Origin of the sequence: Nocardioides sp. CPCC 205120, assembly GCF_048654585.1 — a bacterium.
Taxonomy (GTDB): domain Bacteria; phylum Actinomycetota; class Actinomycetes; order Propionibacteriales; family Nocardioidaceae; genus Nocardioides.
This window is the reverse complement of record NZ_JBMCYY010000002.1, coordinates 275,715-290,613: the sequence shown is the minus strand read 5'-3', so window position 1 is coordinate 290,613 and position 14,899 is coordinate 275,715. Positions and strand designations below refer to the sequence as shown.

General features: G+C 73.0%; 14 protein-coding genes. 11 read left to right on the top strand and 3 right to left on the bottom strand.

Annotated features, from left to right (window positions below; all coding sequences use genetic code 11):
- The first annotated feature begins 48 nt into the window (after positions 1-48).
- Positions 49-933, top strand: a complete 885-nt coding sequence (locus ACOACO_RS12445; protein ID WP_420296594.1) for an acyl-CoA thioesterase — start codon at positions 49-51, stop codon at positions 931-933.
- An 84-nt stretch (positions 934-1,017) separates the two neighbouring features.
- On the opposite strand, the gene ACOACO_RS12440 is transcribed toward ACOACO_RS12445, so the two are convergent.
- Entirely contained in the window at positions 1,018-1,905 is an 888-nt protein-coding gene (locus tag ACOACO_RS12440; protein ID WP_420296593.1) for a MaoC family dehydratase, read from the bottom strand.
- A 4-nt stretch (positions 1,906-1,909) separates the two neighbouring features.
- Positions 1,910-3,247: a 3-oxoacyl-ACP reductase gene (locus ACOACO_RS12435; protein ID WP_420296592.1), complete on the bottom strand. Its 1,338-nt coding sequence runs from the start codon at positions 3,245-3,247 to the stop codon at positions 1,910-1,912.
- A 202-nt stretch (positions 3,248-3,449) separates the two neighbouring features.
- Here ACOACO_RS12435 and ACOACO_RS12430 point away from each other — a divergent pair, with 202 nt between their 5' ends.
- On the top strand, positions 3,450-4,739 hold the full coding sequence (locus ACOACO_RS12430) for an acetyl-CoA C-acetyltransferase (protein ID WP_420296591.1): 1,290 nt from the start codon (positions 3,450-3,452) through the stop codon (positions 4,737-4,739).
- Positions 4,740-4,835: 96 nt separating this feature from the next.
- Here ACOACO_RS12430 and ACOACO_RS12425 read toward each other — a convergent pair whose 3' ends face one another.
- On the bottom strand, positions 4,836-5,570 hold the full coding sequence (locus ACOACO_RS12425; RefSeq protein ID WP_420296590.1) for a TetR/AcrR family transcriptional regulator: 735 nt from the start codon (positions 5,568-5,570) through the stop codon (positions 4,836-4,838).
- A 235-nt stretch (positions 5,571-5,805) separates the two neighbouring features.
- Here ACOACO_RS12425 and ACOACO_RS12420 point away from each other — a divergent pair, with 235 nt between their 5' ends.
- The 9 genes from ACOACO_RS12420 to ACOACO_RS12380 all read left to right on the top strand — a co-directional run bounded on the left by ACOACO_RS12420 (position 5,806) and on the right by ACOACO_RS12380 (position 14,899).
- Positions 5,806-6,735 (top strand): DNA-3-methyladenine glycosylase family protein, encoded by a 930-nt coding sequence (locus ACOACO_RS12420; RefSeq protein ID WP_420296589.1) that lies wholly within the window; start codon positions 5,806-5,808, stop codon positions 6,733-6,735.
- A gap of 300 nt (positions 6,736-7,035) precedes the next feature.
- Complete coding sequence (locus ACOACO_RS12415) at positions 7,036-7,983, top strand: SCP2 sterol-binding domain-containing protein (protein WP_420296588.1); 948 nt, start codon at positions 7,036-7,038, stop codon at positions 7,981-7,983.
- Positions 7,984-7,992: 9 nt separating this feature from the next.
- Entirely contained in the window at positions 7,993-8,826 is an 834-nt protein-coding gene (locus tag ACOACO_RS12410; RefSeq protein WP_420296587.1) for an MlaE family ABC transporter permease, read from the top strand.
- Between the two features lie 11 nt (positions 8,827-8,837).
- Complete coding sequence (locus ACOACO_RS12405; protein ID WP_420296586.1) at positions 8,838-9,659, top strand: MlaE family ABC transporter permease; 822 nt, start codon at positions 8,838-8,840, stop codon at positions 9,657-9,659.
- Between the two features lie 4 nt (positions 9,660-9,663).
- Positions 9,664-10,740 carry an MCE family protein gene (locus tag ACOACO_RS12400; RefSeq protein ID WP_420296585.1) on the top strand — a complete coding sequence of 359 codons (1,077 nt, stop codon included), beginning with the start codon at positions 9,664-9,666 and terminating at the stop codon, positions 10,738-10,740.
- A 1-nt stretch (position 10,741) separates the two neighbouring features.
- Positions 10,742-11,764, top strand: coding sequence for an MCE family protein (locus ACOACO_RS12395; RefSeq protein WP_420296584.1), 1,023 nt, complete (start codon positions 10,742-10,744; stop codon positions 11,762-11,764).
- On the top strand, positions 11,761-12,744 hold the full coding sequence (locus ACOACO_RS12390; protein ID WP_420296583.1) for an MCE family protein: 984 nt from the start codon (positions 11,761-11,763) through the stop codon (positions 12,742-12,744). Before ACOACO_RS12395 ends, ACOACO_RS12390 begins: the two co-directional genes overlap by 4 nt.
- The gene (locus tag ACOACO_RS12385) at positions 12,741-13,838 is read left to right on the top strand and encodes an MCE family protein (protein ID WP_420296582.1); all 1,098 of its coding nucleotides are present in this window, start codon (positions 12,741-12,743) and stop codon (positions 13,836-13,838) included. The genes ACOACO_RS12390 and ACOACO_RS12385 overlap by 4 nt, the downstream gene beginning before the upstream one ends.
- Positions 13,835-14,899, top strand: coding sequence for an MCE family protein (locus ACOACO_RS12380; RefSeq protein ID WP_420296581.1), 1,065 nt, complete (start codon positions 13,835-13,837; stop codon positions 14,897-14,899). Before ACOACO_RS12385 ends, ACOACO_RS12380 begins: the two co-directional genes overlap by 4 nt.

Here is a 14,899-nt window from a genome sequence, read left to right as displayed (position 1 = left end):
CCGACCCACCCCCGCCGACACCCCGCGGCGGGCGCAGAAAGGCCCGCCATGCCGCAGACCGCCGCCGACCTCCTCGACCTGCTCGACATCGAGACGATCGACGTCAACCTGTTCCGCGGGCGCCAGCCGGACACCTCGCGCCAGCGGGTCTTCGGCGGCCAGGTCGCCGCGCAGGCCTTCCTGGCCGGTGCCCGCACGGTCGCGCCGGACCGTCTCGCGCACTCGTTGCACGCCTACTTCCTGCGCCCCGGCGACCCCGCGGTCCCGATCGTGTACGACGTGCAGCGCCTCCGCGACGGCCGCGCGTTCTCGACGCGTCGTGTCGTGGCGCGCCAGCACGGGCGCGACATCTTCTACGTGACCATCAACTTCCAGGACGAGGAGCCCGGGTTCGACCACCAGGCGGGCGCGCCGGCGGTCGTGCCGCCGGAGGAGTCCCTGCGGCTCGTCGACATCATCCGCAGCCGCAGCGAGGGCGGCGTCGACGTCGAGGCGTGGGAGCGGGAGTGGTCGGCGCTCGACGTGCGCTACGTCGGCGTGAGCGGCATGGGCCTGCCCGTCGACCCGGCCCGTCCGGCCCAGGCCCGCATCTGGGTGCGCGTGGACGGCGAGATCCCCGACGACCAGGCGCTGCAGCGGGCGGTCTTCATCTACGCCAGCGACCTGACGCTGCTCGGCGCCACGCTGGTGCCCCACGGCCTCACGCTCAACTCGCCGGGCGTCCAGCCGGCCTCGCTCGACCACACGGTGTGGTTCCACCGCCCGTTCCGGGCCGACCGCTGGTGGCTCTACGACCAGGAGTCGCCCTCGGCCTCCGGCGCCCGCGGGCTGTCGCTGGCCGGCATCTACACCGAGGACGGCACGCGCGCCGCGACCGTGGCGCAGGAGGGCCTCATCCGGCCCGTCGCGGGCCCGAACGTCGGCGGTCCCTGACCTCCGTGCCCGGGAACGACACGTGGTGGGGGCCCCGGTCGTCCCGGGTGCCCCCACCACGGTCGGCGGGCTCGACAGCGTGCGTCAGCGCGCGGTGCTGCGCCCCAGCAGGTGCACGGTGCCGCGGCGCGGGTCGGACAGCGAGAACGCGAACCCGTCCTCGGTCGGGCGCGACCCGAACGCGACGGTGCCCGGCAGGAAGACCGGCTTGCGGAACGACACCTCGACGGTGACGGCGTCGGGCAGCCGGTTCTCCAGCTGCGCGACGCAGCGCGCCTTGCTCCACATGCCGTGCGCGATCTGGCGCGGGAAGCCCAGCGCCTTCGCCGTGACCGGGTAGAGGTGGATCGGGTTGTGGTCGCCCGAGACCGCGGCGTAGCGCCGCCCCAGGTCGGCGGGCAGCTTCCACTGCGTCCCCGTCGGCGCCACCTCCTCGAAGGTCGTGCCGAACGGGGCATCGGCGTCCCCGCGCCCGCGCCGCAGGTAGACCGACGTGCTCTCCCAGACCAGCTCCTCGCTGACGTAGGCCGTCGTCGTGAAGTCGAGCACCTGGCCCTTCGGGTGCGGCCGCGGCGGGGCGACCGCGGTGCGCACGGCGAGCGTCTCGCCGATCGCGACGGGCCGGTGCTGCGTGATCGCGTTCTCCAGGTGGACCGTGCCGATGGCCGGGTAGGGGAACGCCGGGTCGCTCATGATCGCCATGTGCAGCGGGAACGCGAGCATGTGGGGGTAGGTCAGCGGCGCGACGTCCTTGGTGGGGAAGCCGCAGACCGCGGCGTACGCCGCCACCTCGGCGCGGTCGACCACCACGGCCGGGCGGGTGAACGCCAGGCCCGTGAAGTCCGCCGCGGGGCGCTTGCGCACCCCGGGCAGCTGGTTGAGACCGGGTACGGCGGGCAGCGCGGCCCGCGCGAGCACCGACAGGCCGCCGGTGCTCCCCGACAGCGTGCGGGCCTCGTCCTGCGCGGCCACCGGCTCAGGCCCCCAGCATCATCTGGCCGCACACCCGGACCACGTTGCCGTTGACGGCGGTGGAGCCGGGGGAGGCGTACCAGGCGATGGTCTCGGCGACGTCGACCGGGAGGCCGCCCTGCGCCATGGCGTTGAGGCGCTGGCCCACCTCGCGGGTCGCGAACGGCACGGCGGCCGTCATCTGCGTGATGATGAAGCCCGGGGCGACCGCGTTGACCGTGATGCCGTCGGACAGCGTGGGGGCCAGCGCGTCGACGAGGCCGATGACGCCGGCCTTCGAGGCCGCGTAGTTCGTCTGGCCCACGTTGCCGGCGATGCCGGCGATCGAGGCGACACCGATGATGCGCCCGTTGGGCCGGATGGCACCCTGCTCGAGCAGCTCGGCGGTGATGAGCTCCGGCGCCGAGACGTTGACCGCGATGACGGAGTCCCAGCGGTCCTCGCCCATGTTGGCGAGCTTCTTGTCGCGCGTGATGCCGGCGTTGTGCACGACGATGTCGACGCCGCCGTGCTTCTCCTTGACGTGGTGCGCGATGCGCTGCGGCGCGTCGGGGGCCGTGATGTCGAGGGCGATGTGGTCGCCGTCGAGCTCCTTGACCAGCGCGACGAGGTCGGAGGCGGCCTGCGGCACGTCGACGCCGACCACCGTGGCGCCGTCGCGGTGCAGCACGCGCGCGATCTGCTCGCCGATGCCGCGGCTGGCGCCGGTGACGAGCGCGACCTTGCCCGCGAGCGGCTTGGCCAGGTCGGCGACGGGCTCGGCGGTGGTGGAGCCGGTCGTGCCGACGCGCACGACCTGGCCGGACACGTAGGCCGACTTGGGGGAGAGGAAGAAGGCCAGCGTGGAGTCGAGCGCGCCCTCGGCGCCGGGGGCGACGTACACGAGCTGCACGGTGCTGCCGCGGCCGATCTCCTTGCCCAGCGAGCGCGTGAAGCCCTCCAGGGCGCGCTGCGCGACCCGCTCGCTCGTGGACCCGGTCGCCTCGGGGGGCGTGCCCAGCACGACGACGTGGGTGCACGGCGCGAGGCTGCGCAGCACGGGGGTGAAGAAGTCGCGCAGGACGCGGAGCTCGTCGGCCGAGGTCAGGCCGGTGGCGTCGAGCACGAGGCCCTTGTACGTCGCGCCGTCCTCCCGCGCCGTGGTGGCGGTGATGCCGAGGCCGTCGAGCACCTCGGGCAGCTGCTCGACGAGGCGGCCCTCGCCGCCGACGAGCACGGTGCCGCCCACGAGGGGTGCGCCCTCGACGTAGCGGTCGAGGGCGACCGGGCTGGGCAGGCCGAGGTTCTTGACGAGGAGCTTGCCGACGGGGCTCGCGACGAACCCCTGGTAGCGGTCGGTCATGGTCAGACGTCCTCCAGTGCGCGGGGTGGTTCGACGACAAGACGGTGCATGATGTGCGAGCAGTACACTACTCACCAGTAGTAACGTGTGGTGCAACTCGGTGTCCACATTCCGTGACCTGGCGCTCACCGGGTACCGCCCAGGCCGCGGTCGCCGCCAGGATAGGCACACCCGTCGTCCCCAGGATCAGGAGCAGATCGACATGCAGGCCCAGACCCGTCGTGTCGCCGTCGTCGGCGGCAACCGCATCCCCTTCGCCCGCTCGAACACCGTCTACTCGGACGCCTCCAACCAGGACATGCTCACCGCGGCCATCGACGGTCTCGTCGACCGCTTCGGCCTCGCCGGGGAGCAGGTCGGCGAGGTCGTCGCCGGCGCGGTGCTCAAGCACTCCCGCGACTTCAACCTCACCCGCGAGGCGGTGCTGGGCTCCAAGCTCGCGCCGACCTCGCCCGCCACCGACATCCAGCAGGCGTGCGGGACCGGTCTCCAGGCGATCATCTACGTCGCCAACAAGATCGCCCTCGGCCAGATCGACTCGGGCATCGCCGGTGGGTCGGACACGACCTCCGACGCCCCCATCGCGCTGGGCGAGAACCTCCGCAAGATCCTCCTCGACGCGAACCGCGCCAAGGACCTCAAGGGCCGCCTGGCCGCCCTGGCCCGCATCCGCCCGGCCGACGTCGTGCCGACGATCCCGCAGAACGGCGAGCCGCGCACCGGCCTGTCGATGGGCGAGCACCAGGCCCTGACCGCCGTCGAGTGGCAGATCACCCGCGAGGCCCAGGACGAGCTGGCCGCCGCGTCCCACCAGCACCTCGCGGCGTCGTACGACGAGGGGTGGCAGGACGACCTGGTCACGCCCTTCCGCGGCGTCGAGCGCGACAACAACCTCCGCGCCGACTCCACGGCGGAGAAGCTGGCCAAGCTCAAGCCGGTCTTCGGCAAGGGCGAGGCCGCGACGATGACCGCCGGCAACTCGACCCCGCTGACCGACGGCGCCTCCGTGGTGCTGCTCGCGTCGGAGGAGTGGGCGAAGGAGAAGGGCCTGCCCGTGCTGGCCTACCTCACCGCCTACGAGACGGCCGCGGTCGACTACGTGCACGGCGGCGAGGGCCTCCTCATGGCGCCGGCCTACGCGATGCCGCGGATGCTGGAGCGCGAGGGGTACGGGCTGCAGGACTTCGACTTCTACGAGATCCACGAGGCCTTCGCCTCGCAGGTGCTCTCCACCCTCGCCGCGTGGGAGGACCCGGTGTTCTGCAAGGAGCGCCTCGGCCTCGACGCGCCGCTGGGCTCGATCGACCGCGACAAGCTGAACGTGAAGGGCTCCTCGCTCGGTGCCGGCCACCCGTTCGCCGCCACCGGCGGGCGCATCATCGCCAACGCCGCGAAGCTGCTCGCCGACAAGGGCGAGGGCAAGGCCGTGATCTCGATCTGCGCCGCGGGCGGGCAGGGCGTGACCGCGATCCTCGAGCGCCCGGCCGACTGACGACGCACCTCCGGCACCACCTCACCATCCCGCACGTGACGACGGCGGCGGCCCCCGGGTGGGGGTCGCCGCCGTCGGCCGTCGGGAGGTGTGGGCTCAGCCCCGCGTCGTCGCCAGGGCGAGCGCCGAGGTGACCATGTAGACCCGCACCTGCTCGGGCGAGATGCTCGAGACCGTCGGGATGCCGGGTGCGGCCTCCTTGACCAGGATGCCCACCCGGGCGAGCTGGAGCGCGCCGAGCCCGCTGGCGTAGAGGGTGTTGGAGAGCAGGATCGGGTCGGCCACCGAGAACTCCCCGGAGCGGACGCCGTCCTCGAGCACGCCGGTGAGGACCGCCAGGCACCCGGAGATGCCCCGGCCCAGGCGGAGCATGGCGCTCTCGCTGATCTCGTCGAGCAGCTCGGTGCCGGTGCGGCGCATCAGGGTCTGCGCGCAGTCCACGAACGCGGGGTAGCTCATCCCGTACTCGATGAAGGCGGTCACGACCGCCTCGAGCCGCTCGGCGGCACGCTCGGAGGTGGCGGCGCCGGCGGCGAGCGCGTCGCGCAGCTCCTCGAGGTACCCCACCAGGGTGAGGGCGAAGAGCTCCTCCTTGCCGGTGAAGTGGCGGTAGACGATGGCGCGGTTGATGCCGACGGCCTGCGCGACGTCCTCGATCTGCGCGTCCCGCACGCCCCGCTCGTCGAAGAGGCTCCGGGTCGCCTCCAGGATGTCCTGCTCGCGGCGACGTCGCCGCGTCGCCGCCGCGGACCGCCTCCGGTCACCGCCGGGTGCCTTCTCCTGGGTCGTCCCGCCCGCCTCGTCGGGGGAGGGTGCCGCCGCCTCGCTCATGCGCCGCATCGTAGTGCAACTCACAGTTGCACGGGCGTGGCACGCATGTCCGCGCGACGACGGCCGGCGGCGGGGCGGGACCGGGCGGGGACCCGGCCCGCACGTCGGTGCGACGGGCTAGCGTCGCGGGGGTGGGACGAGGTGCGGGTCGAGCGGTCGGAGGGCGGGTGAGCGGGCGGTGAGCCGGGAGGTACGACGCACCTGGCGGCCCGGGTGGCCGTGCCCGGCGACCGTCGTGCTGCGTCAGCAGCGGCACGGGGCGGGGGACCCGTCGTACGCCGTCACCCCCGACGGCGCGCACTGGCGCGCCCAGCGCACGCCCGAGGGCCCGGCCACCCTGCGCGTGCTCGCCCGCGCCGGCGACGGCGAGGTCGACCTGACGTGCTGGGGGCCCGGCGCCGACTGGCTCGCCGACGCGGCCCCCGGGCTGCTGGGCGCGGCGGACGACGTCGCCGGCTTCGAGGCCCACCACCCGGTCGTGCGGGAGGTCTGGCGGCGCCACGGCGCGTGGCGCCTCGGACGCAGCGGGGTGCTGATGGACGCGCTGGTGCCCGCGGTCATCGAGCAGAAGGTGACGGGTCAGGAGGCGTTCGCCGGGTACGCCGCGCTGCTGCGCCGCCACGGTGAGCCCGCCCCGGGGCCGGCGCCGGGGGACCGGCCGGTGGCGGGCGCGGCGCGGACGGGTGCGCAGGTGCGGCCCGGCCGCCCGCTCCTCGTGCCCCCCGCTCCGGCGACCCTCGCGCTCGTGCCGTCCTGGGAGTGGTTGGCGCTCGGCATCGACCCGGGTCGCTCCCGCACCCTCGTCCGGGTCGCGCGGCTCGCCGACTCCCTCGAGCGGGCCGTCGGGCTGGAGCCGGCCGAGGTCGCGCGGCGCCTGCGCACCGTTCCCGGTGTCGGCGTCTGGACCGCCGCGGAGACCACCCGCCGGGCGCTCGGCGACGCCGACGCGGTGAGCTTCGGCGACTACCACGTGGCGAAGGACGTGGGCTGGGCGCTGACCGGAGAGCCCGTCGACGACGCCGGGATGGCCGAGCTGCTGGAGCCCTACCGCCCCCACCGTGCCCGGGTGCCCGAGCTGCTGGCGATGGCGGGGCTGCGTCGGCCGCGGCACGGCGCACGCATGTCCCCGCGCACCCACCTGCCCGTGCGCCGCGCCGGCCGGTGACCGCGCGCGCCCGGCCGCCGGATCGTCGTCGGAGGGCGGCGGACGGGCTGGCGAGCCCCTTGGCAGCGCCCGTACCCGCGAGTAGGTTCCTCCCGCCGGAACGTGAGCCACGCCACGGACCAGCGGTTGCGACGGTTACGATGTGACTCGCGTAACCCCAGGGTGAACCCGGCGTTACCCCTGTGACCGCTTGAGGGAGTGGAACGGAGTCCAGATGTTCACCAGTCGCGCCCCGCGGCCGGCGTCCCGACGTGGGCGGCCCGGCGCCGCGCCGGTCGTCGCGGTCGTCGTGGTGGTCGCGTGAGCGCCCCGGGCGGGCTGCTCGACGCGGGTGAGCTGCTGGCGCTGGAGGGCCCCGCTCTCCTCGCCCTGCTGGGCGACGCCGACGACACCCTCGTGCTCGAGCGCGTGACCGGACCCGACGGCGCCGCGCTCGTGGACGCGCTGGTGGACGCCCTCGTGGCCGCCTCCGGCGTTCCCGAGGGGAGCACCCGCTGCGCCGTCACCTTCGAGCTCACCCGGCGCGGTGCGCTCGTCCACCGCCGCACCGTGGTCGTGGAGGGCGGGCACGTCCGCACCGGCGCGGGCACGGCGGGCCGCACCGTGCCCGGCCGCCCGGAGGTCGTCGTGCGCGTCACGGCGCTCGGCTTCGTGCGTCTCCTCACCGGCCAGGCGGAGGCGGCGCTCGAGATGCTCGCGGGGCGCCTGGAGCTCGCCGGCGACCAGCCGACGGTGCTCGAGGCCGGTCGCGTGCTGCGCGTCCCGGGCACGGGGGAGCCGCTGGTGGAGCCCGCCGCCCTCGACCCGCGGGCCGTGTCCACGGTGCTCGTCGGCGTCTCGACCGAGCACCTGCGGGCCGTCATGGCCGGGCCGTTCCGGGACGTCGTGCTGGCCGAGGTGGCCCGTCGCCTGCCCGACCACGTCAAGCCGCGGCTGCCCGGGCTCGTCCGCCTCACGGTCGTCTTCCGCATCACCGGGGCACCCGGTGGCGGCCACGACCGCTTCGTCGTGCGCGTCGCGGACGGGGCGGCCACCGTCACCCCGATCGCCCCTGACCGTCCGGTCGACGAGGACCCGACCGCCGACCGGGACGCGACGGTGACGTGCTCGGGCGAGGACTTCCTGCGCGTCGCGACCGGCCACCTCAACCCGCTCACCGCCGTGCTGCGCGGTCAGCTGCGCGTGCGCGGTGACCGCGCCAAGGCGCTGCTGCTGAGCTCCGCCATCGACATCCCCCGTCCGAGCTGAGGAGCCACCGTGTCCGCAACAACCCGCAGCCTCCCCGGGGCAGCCCTGGTGGGCGACCTCCGGGGACGGATGCAGGCCGGCATCACCACCACCGGTGCCATGGTCATCCTCGCCGTCGAGGCGACCCGCGCGATCTTCGTCGACATCGTCCAGCGCAAGTTCTCCTGGCAGGAGGCGCTGTTCCAGGCCTGGTTCATGACCAAGGTCTCGCTGCTGCCGACGATCCTGGTCGCGATCCCGTTCGGCGTCATCGTGTCCGTGCAGATCGGCGGCATCGCCAACCAGATCGGCGCCATCTCCTTCAGCGGCGCCGTCAACGGCATCGGCGTGCTGCGCCAGGGCGCCCCGCTGGTGACGTCGCTGATGATCGCCGGCGCCGTCGGGTCCGCGCTGTGCTCCGACATCGGAGCACGCACGGTGCGCGAGGAGGTCGACGCCCTGCGGGTCATGGGCATCAACCCCGTGAACCGGCTGGTCGCGCCGCGGCTGTTCGCCGCCATCGTGGTCGCCCTGCTGCTCAACGTGATCGTCGCCGTGACGGCGATCGGCACCGGGTACTTCCTCAACGTCGGCAGCGGCGACGTCAGCTCGGGCACCTACCTGAACTCGTTCATCTCGTTCGCCCAGCCGACCGACCTCCTGCTGGCCGAGTTCAAGGCGGCCCTGTTCGGCTTCATCGCCACCATCGTCGCCGCCCACAAGGGCCTCAACGCGAAGGGCGGGCCCAAGGGCGTGGCCGACGCGGTGAACCAGGCCGTGGTGCTGAGCTTCATCCTGCTCTCGGTCGTCAACGTCGCGGTGACGCAGGCCTACGTCATGCTCGTGCCGCAGCGGATCGCCTGAGGGAGGGACCGATGGCAGCCAAGATCCTCGACGCGCCGGCCGAAGGGCTGGCCCGGATCGGCGACTTCTTCACCTTCGCCGTCCGCGCGATCCTCGCGATCCGCTACACGCTCGTGCACTACCGCAAGGAGGTGCTGCGCCAGCTGATGGACATCAGCTGGGGCTCCGGCGCCATCATCGTCGGCGGCGGCACCATCGGCGTGATGGTGCTCCTGTCGCTGTCCGCGGGGACGTCGCTCGGCATCGAGGGCTTCAACGGCCTCGAGCTGGTGGGGCTGGCGCCGCTGACGGGCTTCGTGTCGGCGTCGGTGAACACCCGCGAGCTGGCCCCGCTCATCGCGGCGCTCGCCCTCGCCGCGCAGGTCGGCTGCCGCTTCACCTCGCAGCTGGGCTCGATGCGGATCCACGAGGAGATCGACGCCCTCGGCGTCATGGCGGTGCACCCGCTGCGCTACCTCGTCACCACGCGGCTGCTCGCCTCGATGTTCGCGATCCTGCCGCTCTACCTCATCGGCCTGCTCGGCTCCTGGATCGCCTCGCAGCTCTCGGTGGTCGTCGTCTTCGGGCAGTCCTCGGGCACCTACGAGTACTACTTCGACATCTTCATCTCGGGGCGCGACGTCTTCTTCTCCGTCGTCAAGATCGTCGTCTTCGCCGTGCTCGTCACGCTGATCCACTGCTGGTACGGCTTCAACGCCGGTGGCGGACCCCAGGGCGTGGGGGAGGCGACCGGCCGGGCCATCCGGGCGAGCATCGTCGTCGTCATCCTCATGAACATGCTGCTGACGCTCGCGTTCTGGGGCAACGACCCCGGCTTCAGGATCACGGGGTGAGCGCATGAGCATCTGGGAGATCCTCAAGGGCAACAACCGCGAGCCGGCGAAGGCCACGTTGGTGCTGCGCGGCACCGCGGGCGTGGCCGTCATCGGGCTGGTCGTGGCGCTCCTCGTGCTGGTGGGCCGCGGCGCGTTCGCCGAGCAGTTCGACGGCATGGTCCGGCTCGACAACGCCGGCGGCGCGCTGCGCGAGGGCGCGGACGTGCGCTTCCAGGGCGTCATCGTCGGGCGGGTCCAGTCCATCCAGCACGGCGAGGAGGCCGACGCCGACACGGGCCGCGCGTACGTGGAGGTGGGGGTGAAGTTCGACCCCGACCTGTCGACGGACCTCCCGAGCAACGTGCAGGCCCGGGTGCTGCCGGCCACGGTCTTCGGCACGTCGTTCGTCGAGCTCACCTCCCCCCGGGAGACGACGGAGTTCCTGCAGGCCGGCCAGACGATCCCGCAGGACACCAGCGCCGAGACGCTCGAGCTGCAGGAGGTGCTGGACAGCATCGACCAGATCGTCACCGCGCTCGGCCCGGCCGAGCTGGCGACCACCCTGCGCAACCTCGCCCAGGCCCTCGACGGCAACGGCGAGCAGCTGGGACGCACCATCGAGCGTCTCGACGAGTACCTGACCAAGCTGAACCCGGAGTTCCCCCGCGTGCGTCGCAACCTCGAGCTGCTGTCCACCAACCTGGAGGCGTTCCAGCGCTACGCGCCGGAGCTCTTCGAGGCCACCGACGACATCCTCGTCGCGGCCCGCACCCTCATCGAGCAGGAGCGCAACTTCGCCGCGCTCGTCACCAACGGCACCTCGGCGTTCGACGAGACGCGGGCGTTGCTGACGGAGAACGAGCAGGCCCTCGTCGACATGTTGCTGCGCACCGCGGTCACCGTCGACGTGCTGTACGACGAGCGCGACGACGTGGTCGCGGGCGTGCTGGCGGCCGCCGACTTCGGCCGCGGCTTCACCGAGGCCATGAGCTACGGGCGCTACGTGCGCATCGACGCGGACCTCGTGCTGACGGGTCCCCGCGCCTACGGGGCGGCGGACTGCCCGTCGTACGGCGACCTGCAGGGACGGGGGTGCTGACGTGACCGGGCTCAAGAGCACGCTGGTCAAGTTCGTGATCTTCGCGGTGGTCGCGCTGGTGCTGTTCGTCGGCCTGTTCCGCATGATGACGAACACCGTCGGTGGCGACCTCCGCGAGTGGACGGCGCAGTTCACGGCCGTCAGCGGCCTGCGCGAGGGCGACGACGTGCGCGTCGCCGGCGTGAAGGTCGGCCGCGTCGAGTCGATCGAGCTGGCCGAGGACAACTCGGCCGAGGTGACGTTCTCGCTGCGCGAGGACCAGCCCGTGTACGAGCAGACGCTGGTCGCGCTGCGCTACCAGAACCTGCTGGGGCAGCGGTACCTCGCCCTGACGGCGCCCGAGGGCGACCGCGGCGCCGAGCTGGACGAGGGCACCCCGATCAGCCGCGAGCGCACCTCGCCGGGCTTCGACCTGACGGTGCTGCTCAACGGCTTCGAGCCGCTGTTCGAGGTGCTCGAGCCGTCCGAGGTCAACCAGCTCGCGGGCAACATCGTCGCGGTGCTGCAGGGCGAGGCCGGCACCATCGAGTCGCTGCTGCAGAACACGGCCGAGGCGACGGAGTACCTGGCGGGCAAGGACCAGGTCTTCGGGGAGGTGCTGGCCAACCTCACGCCGGTCCTGCAGAACCTCGACGAGCAGTCGGCGCAGTTCGACGCCACGGTCGTGCAGCTGCGCGACCTGATGACGGGCCTCGCGGCCCAGCGCGACGTCTTCGCCAACTCGATCGACAACCTGGGCAACCTCGTGGCGTCGACCTCGGACCTGCTCGCCGACATCCGCGCCCCCCTGGCCCGCGACGTCGCCAGCCTGGCCGACACGGCGGCGCTGCTCGCGCGCGAGCAGGACCGCGTGGCCCGCACCGTGGAGTCGCTGCCGCTGCTGCTGGGCGCCTACTCGCGGTCGATGTCCTACGGCGCCTACCTCAACATCTACCTCTGCAACCTGGGCGTGGACGTCGCGGGGGCGACGATCTGGGTGCCGGGCAGCGGGGGCCCCTACTCGGAAGCGTGCACGTCGTCATGAGCAAGCTGAACCTCGCGAACGCGAACCGCTACCGCGTCGGCCTCGCCGGCCTGGCCGTCCTCGCGTTCCTCGCCGCCGTCGTCGGCGCGGCCTCCGGCCTGTCCCTGGGCACCAAGACCTACTCCGCGATGCTCGAGAGCACCGGCGGCATCCGGGTGGGCGAGGAGGTGCAGGTCGCGGGCGTCGGCTCCGGCGACGTGACCGACATCGAGCTCGACGGTCAGGCCGTCCGCGTCACCTTCACGCTCGACGAGGACGTCGAGCTGGGCTCCGAGACGACCGTCGAGGTCAAGGTGGCCACCCTGCTGGGCACCCACTTCCTCATGGTGACCCCGGCCGGCGACGGCGAGCTGCCCGACGACACCGTCCCGCTGGCCCAGACCCGGGTGCCCTACAACCTGCAGGACGCCATCGACGGCGCCGTGGGGGAGCTCCAGGAGTTCGACAGCGTCGCGCTGGAGCGCAGCCTCGCGGAGGTCACCGCGGTGCTCGACGTCACCGCCGACGACCTGGGTCCGGCGCTCGACGGCGTGCAGGACCTCTCCGGGGTCGTGGTGCGCCGCTCCGAGCAGCTGACCACCCTGCTGAGCGCGGCCCGCCAGGTCACCCAGCAGCTGAGCGAGACCACGCCCGACCTCGTCGAGCTGATGCGCCAGGGCGACCTGATCCTCGACACGCTGCGCGTGCGTCGCGACGCGATCAACGCCCTCCTGACCGACATGACGGAGCTGGGCACGCTGCTGACGGGCGTCATCGAGGACAACGAGGAGGCCGTGCAGCCGCTGCTGGCGGACCTCGACACCACGGTGGCGGTGCTGGAGCGGCACGAGGGCGCGCTGAACTCCGCGCTCGAGATCCTGCCGGCGACCGCCCGCTACTTCACGAACAGCGCGGGCACCGGCCCGTGGCTCGCCCAGTACACGCCCGGCGGGCTGCCGGACAACCTCGAGTGCGTCATCGAAAGGGTGTGCGTCCGATGAGCGGGGCCCAGCAGGGCGGGCGGTCACGCCTGCGGACGCGCACGGCCGCCCTCCTCGCCGGCGGCGTGCTCCTCTCGACCGGCGGCTGCTCGGTCGGGGACGACGGCATGATCGAGGTGACGGCGCAGTTCACCAACACCTCCGGTCTCTTCGTCGGCAACGACGTGGGCGTGCTGGGCGTGCCCATCGGTACGGTCACCGAGATCGAGCCGCGCGGCGAGGTCGTCGACGTGACGCTCGAGATCGAGCCGGACGCCGACCTGCCCGCCAGCGCGGGCGCCCTCGTCATGTCGCGCTCGGTGGCCACCGACCGGTACGTCGAGATGACCCCCGCGTTCGCCGAGGGCCCCCGCCTGGAGGACGGCGCGGTGATCCCGGTCGAGCGCACCCGCACGCCCATCGAGTTCGACGAGGTGCTCGAGACGCTGCGCACCTTCAGCGACGGCCTGCGCGGGCCCGACGGCAATGCCGACACGCTCAACCAGCTGCTCGAGGTCGGCGCCGGCACGCTCAACGGCCGGGGGGCGCAGATCAACGACACCATCCGGCAGTTCGCCCAGGCCGCCGACGCGCTGTCGGCGAACAGCGACGACATCGCCGGCACGATCGGCGACCTCGACGACCTGACGACGCTGCTGGCGGCGAACCAGGGCACGATCAACGAGTTCCTGCTGAGCGTCACCGAGGCCACCGAGCTGTTCGCGGCCGAGCAGGACAACTTCGAGGCCTCGCTGGTCGCGCTGAGCGACGCTCTCGAGGCGCTCGGCCGGTTCTCCGTGGAGAACCGGTCCGAGATCGCGACCACGTCCCGGGGCCTGACCCGGGTGCTGGAGAACCTGGCGGCCCACCGCACCCAGCTCGAGGAGACCATCGAGATCGGGCCGATGGCCTTCACCAACGTCGGCGACGCGGTCACCGACGAGAACCGCCTGCTGGTCAAGCTCCCGCCGCAGTACTTCTCGCCGGTCCAGCCGGTGACGGAGGCCCTGTGCAGCACGCTCGCGTCGCTGCCGCTGGACGTGTGCGCGCAGCTCGGCACCAGCCCGGACCTGCTGGCGCTGCTGCGCCAGCTGGGAGGACTGCTGACGCCATGACCCACTTCCCCCGCAACCGCACCGGGTCCCGCCCCCCCGCCGGGGCCGCCCGACCGCTGCGCCGCGGCACGACCGCGCTGGTGGTGGCGACGGCCGTCGCGATGGCCGCCGCCGGCTGCAGCCGCGTCGACAACCTGCGGCCCACCGCGGCCGGCGCCGACCGCTACCAGCTCACCGCCAGCTTCGAGGACGCGCTGAACCTGCCCGACGGCGCGAGCGTGAAGGTCGACGGCGTGCAGGTCGGGAAGGTCATCAAGATCGAGCCGGACGACTACCGGGCCCGCGTCACGATGGCCATCGACGACGACATCGAGATCCCCACGACGTCTCGCTTCCGCCTGCGCTACACGACGGCGCTGGGCGAGGTGTACGTCGAGGTCACCCCGGACGGCGACGGCGAGGTGCTCGCCGACGGCGACACGGTCGACGAGGCGAGCACGGCGGTGGCGCCCAGCGTGGAGGACGCCCTGGCGTCGGCCTCGCTGCTCGTCAACGGCGGCAACCTCGGCCAGATCCAGACGATCGTCAGCGAGCTCAACACCGCGCTCGACGGCCGCGTGGGCGCGACGCAGAGCCTGCTGCAGCAGACGGACGTCTTCCTGGCGGAGGCGCTGGCCTCGACCCGGGAGATCGACCGGGTGCTCGACGCGCTCTCCGCGGCGTCGGCCACGCTGGACGCCCGCGAGGACACGATCAACGCGGCGCTGCGGGACCTGCGTCCGGCCGCGGAGACCCTGACGGAGAACACCGACGACCTGGCCGCCCTCCTGCGCTCCGCCGACGCGCTGGCGATCACCGCCGACGACCTCGTCGTGCGGACCCGGGACGACCTCGTGCTCATCGTCGAGGAGCTGGGCCCGGTGCTCGACACGGTGCTGGCCGCCGAGGGCGAGCTGCTGCCCGCCCTCGACGACCTGGCCACGTTCTCCGCGACGCTCGACGACCGCACGCCGACGGACTACCTCAACCTGTACTTCAAGCTGCGGGTCGACTCCGTCCTCACCTCACCGCTGCCGGGGCTGGGCGACCTCCTCGGCGGCTCGACGCCGAACGGTGGCTGA